Genomic DNA, 16,613 nt, shown 5'->3' on the forward strand with positions numbered 1-16,613 from the left:
CAGCCGTAACTTACTTGCCAGTCAACTGCGTTGGCCCTTGCGATCCGGATCGCAGGTGAACGGCTCACCGAGCACTTCGGAGTCCCCTCACCCCGCAAGGAGCATCGTATGAAGCTGCGCTGGTCAAGAGCGCTCACCTGCCTTCCCGCCCTCGTCCTGGCCCTCGGTGTCATCACCGCCCCGTCCGCTGCCGCCGCCCCCACCGTCAGCAGCGGCTGGAACAACTACTCCTGCAAGCCCTCCGCCGCGCACCCGCGCCCGGTGGTGCTGGTGCACGGCACCCTGGGCAACTCCGTCGACAACTGGCTCGGCCTCGCGCCCTACCTGGTGGCCCGCGGATACTGCGTCTTCTCCCTGGACTACGGCCAGTTGCCCGGCGTCCCGTTCTTCCACGGCCTGGGCGCGGTCGACGCCTCCGCACAGCAACTGGCCACCTACGTGGACCGGGTGCTGGCCGCCACCGGCACCCGGAAGGTCGACCTGGTCGGCCACTCGCAGGGCGGCATGATGCCGCGGGTCTACCTGAAGTTCCACGGCGGCGCCGACAAGGTGAACGCCCTGGTCGGGCTGGCCCCCGACAACCACGGCACGGACCTCAGCGGCCTGACCCGGCTGCTGGACCAGTTCCCCGGCGCCAAGGACTACCTCGGCAAGCTGACCCCCGGCCTGACCGACCAGATCGCCGGCTCCGACGTCCTCAACCGCCTCAACGCGGGCGGCGACACCGTCCCCGGGGTGCACTACACCGTGATCGCCACCAAGTACGACGAGGTCGTCACGCCCCATACCAGTGGGTTCCTCGACGGCCCCGACGTCCGCAACGTCCTGCTCCAGGACCTCTGCCCGGCCGACCGCTCCGAGCACGTGGCCATCGGGCTCGCCGACGGCGTCGCCTTCCACGAGACGGCCAACGCCCTCGACCCGGCCCACGCCACCCCGACCACCTGCGCCTCCGCCTGACCGGGAGCCGGCCCGGCCCGCGCCCGCACGGGGCCGGGCCGTGCTTCCGGGGACCTGGGCGCCCTGCGCCTGCCCGCCGTCGTCAGCCGCCCGCGAGCAGTGCGTCGGTGCACTGCTCGGCCAGCTCCTCGGCGTGCGGCGGGAGGGCTTCCCCGGCGCGCAGATGGCGGCGTACCAGTGACAGCGGCAGGTCGATGACGGCGAGCGACACCCGCTCCAGGGCGAGCCTGCCGTGCAGGCCGAGCGCCCCGGCGAGCGCCGCCACGGCCGCCCGTACCTGCATGTTCCCCTCGTCCGCGCGCAGCAGGTGCTCCTCCGACCAGTCGTCCCGGCCGAATTCATGGGCCCCGTACAGGAGCAGCGCCGCCTCCTGCGGATGCCCGCGGCTCCACGCGACGACGTGCCGGGAGGCCGCCCGGCCCCCGGCGCGCGGGTCGTCGCTGGACTCCAGCGCGGCGAAGTAGCCCTCCTGGAAGTCCTCGACCGTACGCAGCCACACCTCGGCGAGCAGCGCCGAACGGCCGGCGAAGCGGTGGTAGAGCGAGCCGCTGGGCGCGCCGACGGTCGCCGCGACCGCGGACATGGTCACCCCGGACGGCCCGGACTCGGCGGCCAGCCGTACGGCGGCGTCGAGGAGCTGCGGAAGGTCGAAGCGGGAGGGGCGGGCCATGTTCTAGAGGCTACTCTCCACTATATTAGAGAGGCATCTCTAGAACGTCTCCGGGCGCGGGGCTGTCCCCTGCCCGGACGGAAAGGACCGGGGAGGGGTGTCCACAACGTGCACGAACGGGTGCTGCCGGTATCCGGAGCCGAGGCCGGCCTGCTGATCGACGGCCTGTCCGGCACCGGCGACCGGCTCCGGCCGCGCTCCGGCCGGCCCCCGATGCGGCCGGCCCGCCCGCTGGAGCCGCTACGTGCGCCTGCCGCGGCGCCTCGTCCGCTGATGCAGCTCAGGGCAGCACCCGGCGCAGCGTCAGGAAGCCGAAGGCCGCGCACGCGAGGACCGCCGGGAGGACCAGCAGCCAACCGGAGAAGGCCAGTACCGCCGCCGTCAGCAGGGCGCTCGCGCACACGCCGCACCACAGGGGAGTGCGACGCGGCAGCAGCACCAGCGCGGCGGCCAGGCCGGCGAGGGTCACCGCCGCCAGACAGGTGGCGGTGGCCCTCATCAGGAGGTCCAGATCCGCGCCCCCGGAGCCGGCCGCCGCCCCCAGTGCCACGGCCACCCCGCCGAGCACCGCCAGCGAACGCCGCGGCACCTCGCCCGGCGCGCCCCCCTTGGCCAGCCAGCGGGGCGCCGCACCGTCCCGGCCGAGCGCCGCACCGAGCCGGGAGGCCCCGGCCAGATACGAGTTGACCGCGCCGAAGGTGAGGAACAGCGCCGCCGCGGCGGCCACCGGGCGCGCGGCGGAGCCCGCACTCCGGGCCAGCAGCTCGGTCAGCGGGGTGTCGGTGCGGGCCGCGGCCGGACCCAGCGCACCGATCGTGGTCACCGCGAGCCCCAGGTAGAGCACGGTGATGACGGCGAGCGTACGGCGCGTCACCCGCGGCAGGTCCCGCGCCGGATCGGCGAATTCGCCCGACAGATGGCTGGCCGCCTCCCAGCCCGCGAACGCGAAGAACAGCACCGACGCCGCCGAACCGACCGACGTCCAGCCGCCGGGCAGGAACGGTGCGAAGTGCGCGGCGGACACCTGCGGCGCGGCGGCCAGCACCGCGCACAGCAGCACCGCCGCCAGCACCCCGCCGAGCAGCAGCTGCACCCGGCCCGACATCCGCAGTCCCACCGCGTTGGAGACCAGCGAACCGGCCAGCACCACCCCGGCGACCGCGGTCGCGCCCGTGTCGCCCCAACCGGCCGCGTCCGCCACGTACTTGCCGCCGATCAGCGCCGCCGAGACCACACCGATCGGCACCGCGCCGTAGAACCACCAGCCCACCACGGCCGCCGCGCGCGGCCCGATCGCCCGGTGCACATATGTCGCCACGCCCCCGCCGTCGGGGAACCGCGCGCCGAGCGCGGCGAAGGAGGCGGCCACCGGCACACACATGGCCAGCAGCACCACCCAGGCCAGGAGGGAGGCGGGGCCGGCCGCCGCGGCGGCCAGGGACGGCAGGGTCAGCACACCGGGGCCGAGCACCGCACCGGCACACAGCGCGGTGCCGCTGCCGACGCCCAGCCGCCGTACATCTGCCCGTTCAGAAGCAGGAAGAGAAGTCTGTTGCACGGTCACAGTCGCAGAACGTAACCGTTCAATTGATCAAAAAGAGCTGGCGCCGAACGAAATTCGGCAGGTGGGTCACCATGGATCTCATGGACGACATTGATTCGGCGATTGTCCGCGAACTGCAGCGCGATGCACGGCAGACCAACCGCGAACTGGCCCGCACGCTCAACATCGCCCCCTCGACCTGCCTGGAGCGGGTCCGCGCGCTGCGCGCCCGTGGAGTGATCACCGGCTATCGCGCCACGGTGGACCTGCGCACCCTCAACCGCCCCGTGCAGGCGCTGCTCACCATCCGGATCCGCCCGATGAACCGCGAGGTCATCGAGCGGTTCAAGGCTTTCCTGACCTCCCTGCCGGAGGTCCTCAACGTCTATGTCGTCGCGGGCGGCGACGACTTCCTGGTCCATGTCGCCGTCCCGGACGTCGACCGGCTGCACGCCCTCCTCATGGACCAGGTGTTCAAGCGCCGCGAAGTGGTCGACTGCCGCAGCTCGGTCATCTACCAGCACGTCGCCAACGAGATCATCGAGCCGCTGCCGCCGAACGGCCCGTAACGGCACACCTCTCAGGGGCCGCGCGGCCCCGGGGTACGGCGCGGCGCCGCCCCCGAGGTGAAGGAAGGGGACGGCGCCGCTGCTGTGGGGGGTGGTTCAGCCGCGGGGGCGGGCGGCCCGGCGGCGGCTGGTGGTGAACAGGACGGCCGCACCCAGGGCCAGCACGGCCGCGCCGCCGATGGCGAGCGGGGCGGTGGAGCCGTCCCCACCGGTCTCCGCCAGCCGCCGGCCGCCCGCCGGACCGGAGCCACCGGCGAGCGGCTTGGCCGCGCCGTCGGTGTGCGCGGCGTTGCCGCCCCCGGCCGGCGCCGGCTTGCCGGCCTGGGCCGACCGGAGCGTGGCGCCGTGCCCGGCCGTGGCGCCGCCCTGATGGCCGTGCGCGCTCATGTCCATGGACGACTTGTCCGCACCCGCCGCGAGCTGACCCTCGGTCGGCACGGACGCGGCCGGCGCCGCGGCTGTGGTGCCGGCCTTGCCGCTGTCCTTGCCGAACACGACGTCCGAGCAGGTGTAGAACGCCTCCGGGCTGTCCGACCGCTGCCAGATGCTGTAGATCAGATGGCGCCCGGACCGCGCCGGCACCTTCCCGTCGAAGACGTAGGACCCGTTCACCAGCTTCGGGTCGGTCACCTTCGCGAACGGCTTCGACTCCAGGTCCGACCACTTCAGCGGCTTGGCCGGGTCGTAACCGGCCTTGGTGAGGTACAGCTCGAAGGAGCCCCGGTGCGGTGCGGTGGCCCGGTAGCGGAACGTGTGGTTGCCGGCCTGCATCTTGGTGGCCGGCCAGTCGGCGCGCGGCAGGTCCAGCCCCTTGAACGCGGCGTCACCGGCACTGCAGAGCTTGCCGTCCGGGATCTTCTCCTTGGACTTGCCGCCCGCGTTGCCGTCCCGCACCCCGTTCCAGTCGTAGAACTCCTGCGCCCCGCCGGCCTGCACGGCCGCCTTGCACGCCGCGGACTTCGGGCTCTCCGGCCCCTCCGCGTAACAGGCGAGGACCCGGCTGACCGGGTCGGACATCGAACCGTGCGCGACGGCCGGACTCGCGGTGAGCAGGGTCAGTGCGAGCGGCGCGAGGCCGGCCAGCGCGATCCCGGTGGCCTTACGACGAGCGGTCATCGTGGGGGTCTCCTTCATCAGTTGCGTCGAGCGGGGCACGAGGCAGCGGAGGGGTGGGGGGGCGGTATGCGGACGCCCGCGCCGTCCCCCGGTGAACGGCGCCGACGACCCGCAACGCCGCCTTGCACCCCGCACGCTAGCCCCGCTGAACAGCCCCTTTGAGCCCGGAAAGCCGATCCTGGAGATCTTTATGGTCTGCTTAAGACACGGCTAAGCGGGGGCACAGGAAGAGGGCCCAGGAGGGGCGCGCCGACCGGGAGTTGGGCCGCGGACCGTCCGTGACGGTCCGCGCCGGTCCACCTGGATTCGCCTCCTTTGGCTCCCGGTTTGGCTCCCAGTGGCTCCCCGTCTGGCTCGCCGGGCAACGGACTGTCGCCCGCTCCGGCAGCCGAACTGAGCGTCCGCCCCCCACTGCCCGGGGGACCCGCTACTACTGTTGTTGTGGTCGCGGGGCCCGTACAGCCCGGCCGGCTGCCAACCACGGAGGAATTCGTGGAGACTGCCCAGTTCGACCCCTACGACATCAAGATGGTCGGTGGGCCTCTCGGCGGCAGGGCCATTAAGAGGGTGACTGGCGACCCAATGACACCGCCCGACAGCGTCCGCTACTCGCCTGCGCCAGGCCAGCCTGCGGCCGTGTATAGCCAACGGCCCGCCACCGGCGATGGCCCGCTTTGGACCAACGAGAGCCATCCGCAGACGGATGCTCAGCGATGGCTGGGCCCGTCGGTCAGTCGATGCCTTCGATGATGCGGAAGTCGCGCTCGAAGCCGTCGGGGAGGGCTACCAGCGCCTTCTGGTATGCCTCGCTCTCGTATGCCGCGACCGCCTGTTCACAGCTGTCGAACTCGATCAGAACGACGCGTTGCGTGATTCCGGCCTCGTGGGCGACGACTCGACCGCCACGGGACAGGACGCGCCCGCCCGCAGCCCGGACAGCCGGACCCGCCAGCTTGTTGTAGGCAGTCAGCCTCTCAGGGTCGGAAATGGCGGGGTAGACACTGACCCAGTACCCCTTGGCCATGGAAACCTCCCGTGTTCGGCCGGACACGTCCGACTTCGAATTGACACTCAGATCGATCGATCCCGGCGACGGGTACTGCGGTCAGTGGAATCGTCATATGCGCAGGTTAGGGCTTGATGTGCGGTCGAGGGAAAGACCGGTACGGGATAGACTCAGAACGGATCGTTATCAATCGGCAGGGAGGGCACGTGGCGCCGGATACGGTGAGCCTGCGGTACTTCCTGGTGCTGGCACAGGAGTTGAACTTCACCCGCGCGGCCGCACGGATCGGTATCGCACAGCCCGCGCTCAGCGCCCGGATGCGCCGATTGGAGGCGGAACTCGGTACGGCCCTGCTGGTCCGCAACACGCGTAGCGTCGTATTGACCACGGCCGGTGCGGCTTTGGCGGAGTCCGCGCCGCCCGCGCTGGCGGCGCTGGACCGGGCATGGGACACCGCCCGGAGCGCGGCGGCCGGTGAACTGGGCACGCTGCGCATCGGATACAGCCTCAGCGCCGGGGCCGAGACGGCACCGGCCCTGGTGGACAGGCTGATTCGCGGCAACAGCGGACTCGAGGTCGGCGCGGTCCCGATGGCGACACCGGAGATCTCCCCCGCGGTCGCCGACGGCCGCATCGATGCCGGGATCACCCGCGGTGAACAGCCTGGCCGTGGCGTGCGCCGGTTCCTGCTGCGGCGTGTGCGCGTCGGGGTCCAGCTGGCGCAGCACCATCCGCTGGCCGAACACCCGGAGATCGAGATCGCCGACGCGGCCGCGTATCCGCTGCGACTCCCGGACCGTGCGGCCAACCCCGTGATCCACGATCAGCTGTCCGCACTGTTCCGAGACACCCGACCACACCCCCGATTCCACACGCCCGCAGTCTCTTTCGACATGTCTCAGCGCGACCTGCGCGACGGGGTCACCCTCGCCCCGGCCGGAGAAGCCGCGGTTACGGCACAACCGGCCGGTCTCACCTGGCGACCACTGCGAGGCGCGTCCAGCCTGACGATCCACCTGGTCCTCCCACGCGAGCAGTCGCCGCTACACCGCCGCATCCGTGCCGTCGCCAAAACCCTGGCGCACGAGCTGCACTGGCTGCCGGACTGACGCGCAAGAGGTCAAGCGACACGGACGCCTGCGGTGGCGAGACCGAAGACCTTGCGCCCCGGCGGACTTCGCGGTGATGACGACGACGGCGGTCTTGCTGAATGTCCGACACGACCTCGCTAGCCGGCGGATCAGCATCCGATGATGGCCCTGGGTCCGGTCCGAGTCGTACACCGCGGCGACGTCCTCGCCCAGCCCGAGATCTCGGCGGATACCGCGCCTTCGCCGACGCCGAACCGGACAAGCACGGGTAACCAGCGGGAACGCCCGCCGTCAACGGCGTCCATGACGTCGGTCAATGCTTCAGGCCACCAGCAACCCGAAAGGGTGCTGTACGCGCCGAACGGAGACGGCGCGAGCGTTGCTGAGTGGGAGATGGCGCGGAAGTAGCGAAACACTCCGGAGCGCGCTTTGGCGACCGTTCGTCGGTTGTGCCAGGTCAGGGGCGTTGTCAGTGGGGGGTGGCAGCATCGGGGTATGAGCAACGACGTGTCCGCGGAAGCGGCTCCGCAGTCCATCGTCCGGCCCGACGCCGCCTATTGGGAGGCGATCGCGGCGACGTACGACGACGATCCCGACCACGGGCTGCGTGACCCCGGCGTGCGGTCGGCCTGGGACGCGCGGCTGCGGTCGTGGCTGCCGTCCGCGCCCGCCGACATCCTCGACCTCGGGTGCGGCACGGGAAGTCTGGCGCTGCTCGCCGTCGAGCAGGGGCACCGGGTCACCGGCGTCGACCGGGCGGCGGGGATGGTCGAGCGGGCGCGCGCCAAGCTGGCGGGGCGGGACGCCGCCTTCCTGGTCGGCGAGGCGGCCGAACCTCCCGTGGGGGAGCGGCGGTTCGACGTCGTGCTGGTGCGGCATGTGGTGTGGGCGCTGCCCGACCCGGCGGCCGCGCTGCGCCGGTGGGCCGGGCTGCTCGTGCCTGGTGGGCGGCTGGTGCTGGTGGAGGGGCGGTGGGGAGAGGCCGAGCCGGTCGGGCTCCGGGCCGGGGAACTCGCCGCGCTGGTACGCCCGTTGGCGGAGTTCGCGGTCCTGGAGGACCTGACCGGCGAGCCGGCGCTGTGGGGCAAGGAGGTGAGCGACGAGCGGTATGCGCTGGTCGCCGACCTGCCGCGTCGGCACACCGAAGTGGTCGATGTGCACCTCGTACTGCGCCGCGGCGAGGAGGTGCTGCTCGCCCGGCGGGCCGGTACGGGCTATGCGGACGGTCTGCTGAACGCCCCTTCGGGGCACGCCGAGGACGGTGAGGATGTCCGGGAGGCCATGATCCGGGAGGCCGCGGAGGAGCTGGGGCTGCGGCTGACGCCCGAGGACCTGACGGTCGGGCTCGTCATGCAGCACCGCGCCCCGCCGCCCGCCCGGCCCCGGATCGGCTGGTTCTTCGAGGCGGCGTACGGTGCCGGCGGCGAGCCCCGGAACCGGGAGCCGGACAAGTGCGCCGGGCTGACCTGGCACCGGCTGGACGCGCTGCCGGACGACATGGTCGCGTACTGCCGCGCCGGGCTGGAGGGGCTGCGCGCGGGGCACCGCTTCCTGCTCCATTGGCACCGCCCAGGCGACGCCGTCGCCCACGACCCGGCGGCCCCCGGCCGCGCGATCGCGCTGGACGCCACCGACGCCACCGACACGAACGCCGTGGCCCCGTGACCGCCGCGCCCGCCGGGCCGCTGCCGTCCGGCGGGGCCGTGTCCTGCCGTAGGTGACTCAGTCGTGCCCCAACTCCCTTGCGTACCGCCACTCTGCGGCGAACGGCTGATAGCCGAAGGCGTGGTTGATCGCGAGCATCGGGGCGTTGGCGGCGTCATTGCCGGTGAACGCCTCGGTGCAGCCGGCGTCGCGGGCGCGGTGCAGCGAGGCGGTCTTGGCCAGCCGTGCCAGGCCCCGTCCGCGGAAGGCGCGGCGGGTGCCGGTCATGGCCGAGGTGTAGCGGCCCAGGCCGTCGGTCGCGGCCAGGCTGTAGGCGGCCACTTCGCCGTCGACGGTGACGACCGAGGTGAGGTCCAGGTCGATCAGGGGGTGTTCCCAGGTGCGCACCAGCCAGTCCTCGTACGTCATGGCGTCGGCCGCGACATCGCCCGGTTCGTCGGCGCTCACCTCCACGTCCGCCGCGTGGAGCGGGCGCGGGTCGGCGTCCAGGTCCGCGCCGGTCCGCAGCCGGACGCCGGGCGGCAGCGGAGAGGGCAGCGGCGGCAGGGCGGCCGCCGCGAGATCGAGCCGGAGGAAGCGGGCCGGGCGGGTGCGGCGATAGCCGCGGCTCTCGGCGAAGGCGTGCGGTCCGGGTGCGTCGACCGCCCAGGCGAAGAGCTGGGTGGCGCCGGCCGCGGAGAGATGCTCCTCGGCCGACGTCAGCAGGGCGTGCCCGATGCCCCGGCCGCAGTGGTCGGGATGCACGTGCAGGGCGGCCGCGGCCCGGCCCGGCACGCTGCTGTCGTGCAGCAGCGTGGCGTGGACCGCGCCGACGATCCTGCCGTCCAGCTCGGCGACGCTCAGCCGCAGGGACTGCGCGGGGGCGGCGTGGGCCACCTCGTAGGCGATGCTCTGCGGGGTGGCGATGCGATGCGGCACGGAGAGCCGGCGCAGGTCGGCGACGGCCTTGGCGTCGGCGGGGCGGAAGTCGCGCACGGTAAGCGTCATGCCGCCGGACGGTACGCGCCGCCCCTCCGTTTTGCCGCTCCTTTTCCGGCGGCCGAGGCGCCGTTTGCCTCCGCTTTTGCGTACCGCGAGAAGTCTTCAACACCCCCTGGTCGATGAAGACCTTCGACGGCCGGGAGAAGTCGCTGCTGCGCGCCGCCACCCGCGACGTGCTGCCCGATCCGGTGGCCGACCGCGTCAGGAGCCCCTACCCCAGCCCCCAGGCGAACGACTGCTCTGACTCCTCGGCGCGGGCCACGTACCGGCCCTGGGCGAGACTCCCGGGGCCGGTCCCGCGCCCGGCCGGGCCGGTCACCTCCCGGCGCGGCCGGCGCTCCTGACGCACAATGGGTGCGACAAAACATGCGCACCGACGGGTACGGGCACCACGGCGCCTCCCGGTCTCCCCGGGGGCGCGGCCCCGCGCCCGCCCGCACCGCCACCAGCACCAGGAGCGCCCCGTGTCCCCGCAGGCCCCGACCCTGACCCTCACCATCGACCCGGCCTCCGCCGTCGCGCCGTTCGAGCAGGTACGCACCCAGATCGCGGATTGTGCCAGGGACGGCTCGCTCCCGGTCGGCTACAAACTCCCCACCGTCCGCGGGCTGGCCGAGGAGCTCGGCCTGGCCGCCAACACCGTCGCCAAGGCGTACCGCGCCCTGGAGACCGACGGTGTGATCGAGACCCGCGGCCGCAACGGCAGCTTCATCGCGGCGGCCGGCGAGGCCGCGGACAAGGAGGCCGCCGCAGCCGCCGAGAGCTACGCCCGCCGCGCCCAGCGTCTCGGCCTGGACCACCGTGCCGCCCTCGCCGCCGTCGAGAACGCCCTGCGCGCGACGTACGGCGCCGACGCCTGAAAGGATCACGGGGAAGCCGGATGCTCCGGATGCACCGGGAGCACCGGGAGCACCGGAAGCACCGGAAGCACCGGGAGCACCGGAAGCACCGATAACGCCCGGAGCACCCGGAGCACCAGAACCGTCAGGACCATCAGGAACACCAGGGCCGTAGGGGCCACCACCGGAAGGAACCCGCACCGCATGACCGACGGCAAGCAGGCCCTCGTCCGCCGCCCCGGCCCCCGCCTGGCCGAGGGCCTGGTCACCCACATCGACCGGCGCCCGGTCGACCCCGCACTGGCCCTGCGCCAGTGGGAGTCCTACGTACAGGTGCTCCGCGACCACGGCTGGCGGATCACCGAGGTCGCCCCCGCCGACGACTGCCCCGACGCGGTCTTCGTCGAGGACACCATGGTCATGTTCCGCAACGTCGCCCTGCTCGCCCGGCCGGGCGCCGACCAGCGCAGGCCCGAGATCGCGGACGCCCGCGCGGCCGTCGAGGCGCTCGGCTGCTCGGTCAACGAGATCCGGTCGCCCGGCACGCTCGACGGCGGCGACATCCTCAAGATCGGCGACACCGTCTACGTCGGCCGCGGCGGCCGCACCAACGCCGACGGCGTACGCCAACTCCGGTCCGCCTTCGAGCCGTTGGGCGCCCGTGTGGTCGCGGTGCCGGTCTCCCGGGTACTGCACCTGAAGTCCGCGGTGACCGCGCTCCCCGACGGCACCGTCATCGGCTACCCGCCCCTGGTCGACGACCCCGCCGCCTTCCCCCGCTTCCTGCCCGTCCCCGAGGAGTCCGGCGCCCACGTGGTGCTGCTCGGCGGCGGCCGACTGCTGATGGCGGCCGGCGCGCCCAGGAGCGCCGAACTCTTCGCCGACCTCGGCTACGAGCCGGTCGTGGTGGACATCAGCGAGTTCGAGAAGCTGGAGGGCTGCGTCACCTGTCTGTCCGTACGGCTGCGCGCGCTGTATGCGTAACGGGCGCCAGGCGCACCCGCGCCGGCCTCGCCCCACCTGACACGGCCACCCCGGGCGGCCGGGTGCGGCGTCTCGTGTGCCTCTCCCGGTCGCGCGCCCGCCCGCGCCTATCGTGACGCCATGAGCAACCTCGATCTGAGACCTTCGCCCAGCCTGTGCGGCGGCAACGGCCGCACCGGCCCGGTCCGTGACGTCCAGCCCGGCAAGCAGGTCCCGCTCGGCGAGAGCACCGTCGTCCGCAGACTGCTGCCCAACCTGGGCCGCCGGATGGTCGGCGCCTGGTGCTTCGTCGACCACTACGGCCCCGACGACATCGCCGACCAGCCCGGGATGCAGGTGCCGCCGCATCCGCACATGGGGCTGCAGACCGTCAGCTGGCTGCGCGAGGGCGAGGTGCTGCACCGCGACAGCCTCGGCAGCCTGCAGACCGTACGGCCGCGGGAGCTGGGACTGATGACCTCCGGCCGGGCCATCGCCCACTCCGAGGAGTCCCCGTACGGGCACGGCCCGATGCTGCACGGCGCCCAGCTCTGGGTCGCGCTGCCCGGCGAACACCGCGACACCGCACCGCATTTCGAGCACCACGCAGAGCTCCCGGTGATCACCGGAGGCCGCGGCCTCACCGCCACCGTCATCCTCGGCGAACTGGCCGGCGCCACCTCGCCCGGCACCACCTACTCGCCCCTGGTCGGCGCCGACCTCGCACTCACCGACGGCACCGACACCCGCCTGCCCCTCGACCCCGACTTCGAGTACGCGGCCCTGACCATTTCCGGCCAGACCGAGGTCGACGGTGTCCGCCTGGCCCCCGGCGCCCTCCTCTACCTGGGCTGCGGCCGCACCGAACTGCCCCTGCGCGCCCACTCCGACAGCAGCCTGATGCTCCTAGGCGGCGAGCCGTTCGAGGAGAAGATCGTGATGTGGTGGAACTTCGTCGGGCGCTCGCACGAGGACATCGAGGAGGCCCGCGCGGCCTGGACGGACGGCACCCGCTTCGGCGCCGTCCACGGCTACGACGGCGCCCGTCTCCTCGCCCCTGAACTCCCGCCCGGCCCCCTCAAACCCCGCGGCCGGGTCCGCTGACCCGGGCCGAGAGGGCCCCGGCGCCTCCCCGGCGACCGTCGTCGTGACGTACGGGCCTACCAGGCGGGGCGGATGGGGCCGCGGGGGGCGAGCCGGGTCAGGTCGGTGACGAGGCTTGTGAAGCGCTCCTCGCCGAGGGCCTCCCGCCAGGGTGCCACCGCGGCCCGGGCGGCCTCGTCGGCGGCGCGGGTGGCGGCCCGGCCCTGCTCGGTCAGTTCCAGGAGCCGGGCGCGGGCGTCGTGCGGGTGCGGGCGACGCAGCACGTATCCCTTGCCGACCAGTTCCGTGACCAGCTGCGCGGCGGCCTGCTTGGTCACGCCCAGGTGTTCGGCCAGGTCGGCCGTGGTGGCGTCGCCACCGGAGATGCGGGCGAAGGCGAAGCCGTGCACGGGGCGCAGGTCCGCGAACCCGCGCTGGGACACGCGGGCGTGAATGTCCTGCACCAGCTGCCCGGAGAGTGCCAGCAGGAGCGTGGAGAAGGTCAGGGCGTCGTCCATGGCTTGACTATAGCTAGACAAGTTGCTTGTCTATATGGGCAAGCTACTTGTCCATATGATCCAGGTGGAGGCCCGCATGCCGTTCATTCGCAGCGACGAGGCCGTGGTGTACGACATCCACGGCGCCCACTTCACGTCCTACGTCAGCGCGTCCACCGGCAGCCGGGACCTCGCGGCCTGGCGGGGCGAGATACCGGCCGGGACGGTGGCGCCGGTGCACACGATCAGCCACGAGGAGGTGTTCTACGTCCTGTCCGGCCGGCTGCGGCTCACCATCGACGGTGAGACCGCGGAACTCGGCGCCGGCGACGCGGCGGTGGCCCCCGCGGGGGCCACCCTGGGGGTGACCAACCGGACCGACGAGCCCGCGCGGATGTGGGTCACGACCCGCCTCGGCCTCAGCGCCGAGCTGGCCAACGGCGAAACCCTCACGCCGCCCTGGGCCAACTGAGCCGTGGCGTCGCGGGGCGGCGCCGTCAGCCGTCGAGGATGGTTTCCAGCGCCGCGAGGAGCAGCTTGGGGGTCTCGACCTGGGGAAGGCTTCCGGTCCCGGCGTGCGGTACGAACCGCACGCCGGGATCACATGCACCGCGTCGTCGGATGAGGGCGGGCGCGGAGTGCGCCTTGCGACAGGGGCGCCCTCGTGCGTCAGTCCCCGCCGACCCGTGCCCCGGCGGCTCGCGCCCGTGCCCGGGCCTCGGGGCTGACGCCGCGTTTGCGGGGTGACATCCGGGAGTCCGTCGCCTCCCGTTGGGCGACCAGTACGAGGTGGCGCGGACCGGGAGTCGCCACGACGCCCAGGTATCGGGGGTCGCCGGCGAACCACGCGGCGGTGACCTTCCCGGACTTCACGGCGCGCACCCAGAAATGCTGACCGGTACCGATCATGCCCCCGTACCCGAGGCTCACGGACTTCTCGGGCCGCTCCGGGTTCGGGACGACGAACTGGGTGCTGCCGTTCTTCTTCGACCTGACCTCGGTGAGGTCCAGCTGCCAAGGGTAGACACGCAGCACTCTTCGCGTTCCCGCCAGGGAGGCGACCGCGACGATCGCGAGCAGCGCGTACCACAGGCCGACGCACAGGACCGGCAGCCACAGCACCAGCAGCCACGCCGGCGTCATGACGACGGCGAACAGCCATGCCGGAAAGGCCACGAGCGAGGCCAGCAGTGCGGCGCACCGAAACATCGCGGTACGGCGCCATGCCTGGCGCGTGGCGGGGTCCTCCCAGGCCGTCTTGTACTGCACTGGCTACGTCACCTCTGTTCTCGCAGGTCTCTGCTCAGCCGAATACATCTCGCGCGGCGGCGACTTCCCGAGCCTCCGGCACCTGCTCGCGCAGCTGCGGCGGCAGAGGGTTGTCGAAGCTCACCATGCGGGTGATGCCGTGAAACATGTCACGGTAATTCTCGTGGTCGGAGGCCGCTGTCGTGCTCAACGCAAGCACTGCGACCCGGCGGCCGTCGGGGTGCGGGAGATAGCCCGTCAACTGGAAGACCTTCTGGCCTTCCCGCTCACCCAGACTCTCCACCACAGCAGCCGGACCGCACGGTAGGTCCACCAATTCGGCATCGCGCGCTTCCGCCGAAGCAAGAGCGGCCTTCGCTGCCGCGAGTTTCGGCGGGGCCCAGGGCACCTCTTCCCACTTGATAAGGAAAACGGAGTGCAGAACATCGCCCGACTCGTCCTGGTGCATACCCATGGAGAGGTGGACGGCGCCGGCCCCTGCGAGCAGACGGCCCACGGCCTGCGCTTCGTCCATGTTGGAGCGGAACGACTCGTACTGCTCCTGCGGTACCAGTTCGGTGAGTAGCTCCAGTCCACCCCTCGCCGCCGCGTCGGGCGGGGACTCCAGTGGCACTTCCACGAATCCGGGCGGTACGGCGAACCAGATGTCGCATTCGGCGCTCATCGCAGATTCGGTGACGGCGAACCCGTCCATGATTTCGTCAGTGGCGGACATTGAACAATACCTTCAGGGTCTTGAGCGCGGCGGATCCGTTGCCGGCGCCGTCGAAGCTGCCGGCGCGGGCGCCGTCCATGCCGGTGCCCACATTGTTTACGGTGTCGTTGTCCAGCGTGTCGATCAGGTCCTTGGCCGTACCGTACGTGCCGGTGGCTGCACCGGCACCCGCGACTCCGAGGTCGATCATCTGCCCGGCCCGCTCGGGGTTGGCGGCGCCTTTGACCATCCAAGCGGTCAGGGGGTTCTCAGCCCCGGCGATCCGATTCGCGGCGAGCCATGTCTTGCTGCCGGCGCTCGCCAGGTGATCGGTAAGGGACAGGGCCTCGCTTGCCGCCCCGGCTGAGCGGACCGCTCCGTTGACGCCGCGTGCCACGGCGCCGACTCCTGGCACCATCCCCAGTGTGTCTCCCGCCACCCCCACCGCGTTGCTCCAGAAGTCAGCATCGAACTCGCCCTTGGTGAACCCGTCCTTGAGCGAGGCACGGACGGCGGGGTCCGACAGGCGAGTGGCAAGAGTGGCTGCACTCGCTGCCGCGGCTACCAGAAGGAAGGCCACGCCGACGGGGCCACTCAGGATCAACGCGAGGAGACCGGCGATCGCGGCCACTGTGCCCAGCACGTCTGTGAGGTTGTCGTCCAACCAGTCCATGGCCTTGCCGAACCAGCCGGGCTCCTCCGGTGCCAGCTTGTCCGTCGCGTCCCGGATCAGGGTGGCTTTCTTGCCCGCCGTGGACGAGTGCTCAGCCTCCAGATCGTGAGCGCGCCGTTTGATCGACGAAAGGTGTTCCTGCGCGTCGGTGACGGCGTCCCGCGCATCGTTGAGGGAAGTGGTGGCCTTGTCCAGTCGGGCCTGTGCGTTCTGCAGCGACGCTTCGTCGTCGAACGTCTGGTGTGCGAGCTGCAGGTCCGGGTTGCTACTGGCGTTCTTCTCCCGGCCCTGGGCCGCGTCGAGCTTGTCCTGCGCGGCTTTCGCCTCGTCGTCCAGCTTCTTCGCATCGCTCTGGTAGCCGTGCAGTGCGCGGTTCCAACCGTCCAGAGCAGTTGCAGCCTTCAGCAGGGAGGTGTGCGCCTTCTTCAGATTGTCCGGAAGGGCGCCGTCCAGCTCCTCACGGAAGGCAACGGCCGCGTCACCCTCCCAAGAGGCACCGGACTGCAACTGTTGCACCAGCCGGTGCGCCTTTGCCAGGGTTTCCGCTGAGGACGTCAGCTTCGACTTCAGGGCAGCGACGGCGGTCGCGTTTCCGGGGACGGGGTTGAAGCCCAGATGAGGGTATGGCTGTGTCACTTCGATCCCGCCTTGCCAGCGGCCTTTTTGAACGCCTCTTCCAGGGCCTGCTCGACCTCTTCGTAGTTGTCCTTGGTCTTGCCCACGGCTTCAGTCAGCTTCTTGGTCTGCTCGGCAATCTGCTCGGAGCCGTACTTCCAGTGTTCCTGGAAATCGTTGCAGGCGTCGTCCAGCTCCTCCGTGCCCATGCGGTCCGATGTCGTCTGGTTCATGAGCTTGCGCACGTCGTCGAGCGAGTCGTGGGCTTTTTTGAGTGTTCTCATGAAGTCGCCCAGTTCCCCGGTGTCGACCGAAAACTTCTCTCCCACGTGATCCCCCTAGACCTGGATCTGGCATCTTGACGCGCCGCGCAGCTGCC

Annotated in this window: 18 protein-coding genes and 1 pseudogene; 9 read left to right on the top strand and 10 right to left on the bottom strand. The window is 71.7% G+C overall.

Annotated elements, in window-relative coordinates; genetic code table 11:
- The first annotated feature begins 108 nt into the window (after positions 1 to 108).
- Entirely contained in the window at positions 109 to 960 is an 852-nt protein-coding gene (locus tag OO62_RS11345; protein WP_033267197.1) for an esterase/lipase family protein, read from the top strand.
- An 82-nt stretch (positions 961 to 1,042) separates the two neighbouring features.
- Here OO62_RS11345 and OO62_RS11350 read toward each other — a convergent pair whose 3' ends face one another.
- Together OO62_RS11350 and OO62_RS11355 are read right to left on the bottom strand one after the other, a co-directional pair.
- Positions 1,043 to 1,630, bottom strand: coding sequence for a TetR/AcrR family transcriptional regulator (locus OO62_RS11350; RefSeq protein WP_033267198.1), 588 nt, complete (start codon positions 1,628 to 1,630; stop codon positions 1,043 to 1,045).
- Between the two features lie 280 nt (positions 1,631 to 1,910).
- Entirely contained in the window at positions 1,911 to 3,194 is a 1,284-nt protein-coding gene (locus tag OO62_RS11355) for an APC family permease (RefSeq protein WP_033267199.1), read from the bottom strand.
- Between the two features lie 80 nt (positions 3,195 to 3,274).
- On the opposite strand from OO62_RS11355, the gene OO62_RS11360 reads away from it, so the two are divergent.
- Complete coding sequence (locus OO62_RS11360) at positions 3,275 to 3,742, top strand: Lrp/AsnC family transcriptional regulator (protein ID WP_033267280.1); 468 nt, start codon at positions 3,275 to 3,277, stop codon at positions 3,740 to 3,742.
- Positions 3,743 to 3,838: 96 nt separating this feature from the next.
- On the opposite strand, the gene OO62_RS11365 is transcribed toward OO62_RS11360, so the two are convergent.
- The gene (locus OO62_RS11365; protein ID WP_033267200.1) at positions 3,839 to 4,858 is read right to left on the bottom strand and encodes a lytic polysaccharide monooxygenase auxiliary activity family 9 protein; all 1,020 of its coding nucleotides are present in this window, start codon (positions 4,856 to 4,858) and stop codon (positions 3,839 to 3,841) included.
- A 730-nt stretch (positions 4,859 to 5,588) separates the two neighbouring features.
- A complete protein-coding gene (locus OO62_RS11370) occupies positions 5,589 to 5,882 on the bottom strand; it encodes a DUF1330 domain-containing protein (protein ID WP_033267201.1) in 294 nt (97 codons plus the stop codon).
- 203 nt (positions 5,883 to 6,085) lie between these two features.
- Between OO62_RS11370 and OO62_RS11375 the strand changes: the two genes are divergently transcribed.
- Both OO62_RS11375 and OO62_RS11380 read left to right on the top strand, forming a co-directional pair.
- Positions 6,086 to 6,973 (top strand): LysR family transcriptional regulator, encoded by an 888-nt coding sequence (locus tag OO62_RS11375; protein WP_277753337.1) that lies wholly within the window; start codon positions 6,086 to 6,088, stop codon positions 6,971 to 6,973.
- A 477-nt stretch (positions 6,974 to 7,450) separates the two neighbouring features.
- Positions 7,451 to 8,620 (top strand): methyltransferase domain-containing protein, encoded by a 1,170-nt coding sequence (locus tag OO62_RS11380; protein WP_078617116.1) that lies wholly within the window; start codon positions 7,451 to 7,453, stop codon positions 8,618 to 8,620.
- A 57-nt stretch (positions 8,621 to 8,677) separates the two neighbouring features.
- On the opposite strand, the gene OO62_RS11385 is transcribed toward OO62_RS11380, so the two are convergent.
- A complete protein-coding gene (locus OO62_RS11385) occupies positions 8,678 to 9,607 on the bottom strand; it encodes a GNAT family N-acetyltransferase (RefSeq protein WP_033267203.1) in 930 nt (309 codons plus the stop codon).
- Between the two features lie 92 nt (positions 9,608 to 9,699).
- Here OO62_RS11385 and OO62_RS38875 point away from each other — a divergent pair.
- From OO62_RS38875 to OO62_RS11410, 4 genes and pseudogenes are all read left to right on the top strand, one after another.
- A pseudogene (locus OO62_RS38875) lies at positions 9,700 to 9,828 on the top strand (asparagine synthase-related protein); the annotation flags it as partial.
- Positions 9,829 to 10,065: 237 nt separating this feature from the next.
- Positions 10,066 to 10,461, top strand: coding sequence for a GntR family transcriptional regulator (locus tag OO62_RS11395; RefSeq protein WP_033267205.1), 396 nt, complete (start codon positions 10,066 to 10,068; stop codon positions 10,459 to 10,461).
- Positions 10,462 to 10,644: 183 nt separating this feature from the next.
- Positions 10,645 to 11,424: a dimethylargininase gene (gene ddaH / locus OO62_RS11405; protein WP_033267207.1), complete on the top strand. Its 780-nt coding sequence runs from the start codon at positions 10,645 to 10,647 to the stop codon at positions 11,422 to 11,424.
- A gap of 120 nt (positions 11,425 to 11,544) precedes the next feature.
- Positions 11,545 to 12,507: a pirin family protein gene (locus tag OO62_RS11410; RefSeq protein ID WP_033267208.1), complete on the top strand. Its 963-nt coding sequence runs from the start codon at positions 11,545 to 11,547 to the stop codon at positions 12,505 to 12,507.
- A gap of 56 nt (positions 12,508 to 12,563) precedes the next feature.
- Here OO62_RS11410 and OO62_RS11415 read toward each other — a convergent pair whose 3' ends face one another.
- Positions 12,564 to 13,004 carry a MarR family winged helix-turn-helix transcriptional regulator gene (locus tag OO62_RS11415; protein ID WP_033267209.1) on the bottom strand — a complete coding sequence of 147 codons (441 nt, stop codon included), beginning with the start codon at positions 13,002 to 13,004 and terminating at the stop codon, positions 12,564 to 12,566.
- 76 nt (positions 13,005 to 13,080) lie between these two features.
- On the opposite strand from OO62_RS11415, the gene OO62_RS11420 reads away from it, so the two are divergent.
- Complete coding sequence (locus OO62_RS11420; protein WP_033267210.1) at positions 13,081 to 13,455, top strand: cupin domain-containing protein; 375 nt, start codon at positions 13,081 to 13,083, stop codon at positions 13,453 to 13,455.
- 197 nt (positions 13,456 to 13,652) lie between these two features.
- Here the strand turns inward: OO62_RS11420 and OO62_RS11425 are convergent, their stop codons facing one another.
- Genes OO62_RS11425 through OO62_RS11440 form a run of 4 tightly spaced genes read right to left on the bottom strand, consistent with a single transcriptional unit; the run spans position 13,653 to position 16,563 of the window.
- Positions 13,653 to 14,252 (bottom strand): hypothetical protein, encoded by a 600-nt coding sequence (locus OO62_RS11425; protein WP_033267211.1) that lies wholly within the window; start codon positions 14,250 to 14,252, stop codon positions 13,653 to 13,655.
- Between the two features lie 34 nt (positions 14,253 to 14,286).
- The gene (locus OO62_RS11430) at positions 14,287 to 14,967 is read right to left on the bottom strand and encodes a hypothetical protein (protein ID WP_033267212.1); all 681 of its coding nucleotides are present in this window, start codon (positions 14,965 to 14,967) and stop codon (positions 14,287 to 14,289) included.
- Complete coding sequence (locus OO62_RS11435) at positions 14,954 to 16,255, bottom strand: hypothetical protein (RefSeq protein ID WP_129323013.1); 1,302 nt, start codon at positions 16,253 to 16,255, stop codon at positions 14,954 to 14,956. Before OO62_RS11435 ends, OO62_RS11430 begins: the two co-directional genes overlap by 14 nt.
- A complete protein-coding gene (locus OO62_RS11440) occupies positions 16,252 to 16,563 on the bottom strand; it encodes a hypothetical protein (RefSeq protein WP_033267213.1) in 312 nt (103 codons plus the stop codon). The genes OO62_RS11435 and OO62_RS11440 overlap by 4 nt, the downstream gene beginning before the upstream one ends.
- Positions 16,564 to 16,613 lie beyond the last annotated feature (50 nt).

It is taken from the genome of Streptomyces lydicus (genome assembly GCF_000717345.1).
In the GTDB taxonomy this organism is placed as follows: domain Bacteria; phylum Actinomycetota; class Actinomycetes; order Streptomycetales; family Streptomycetaceae; genus Streptomyces; species Streptomyces lydicus.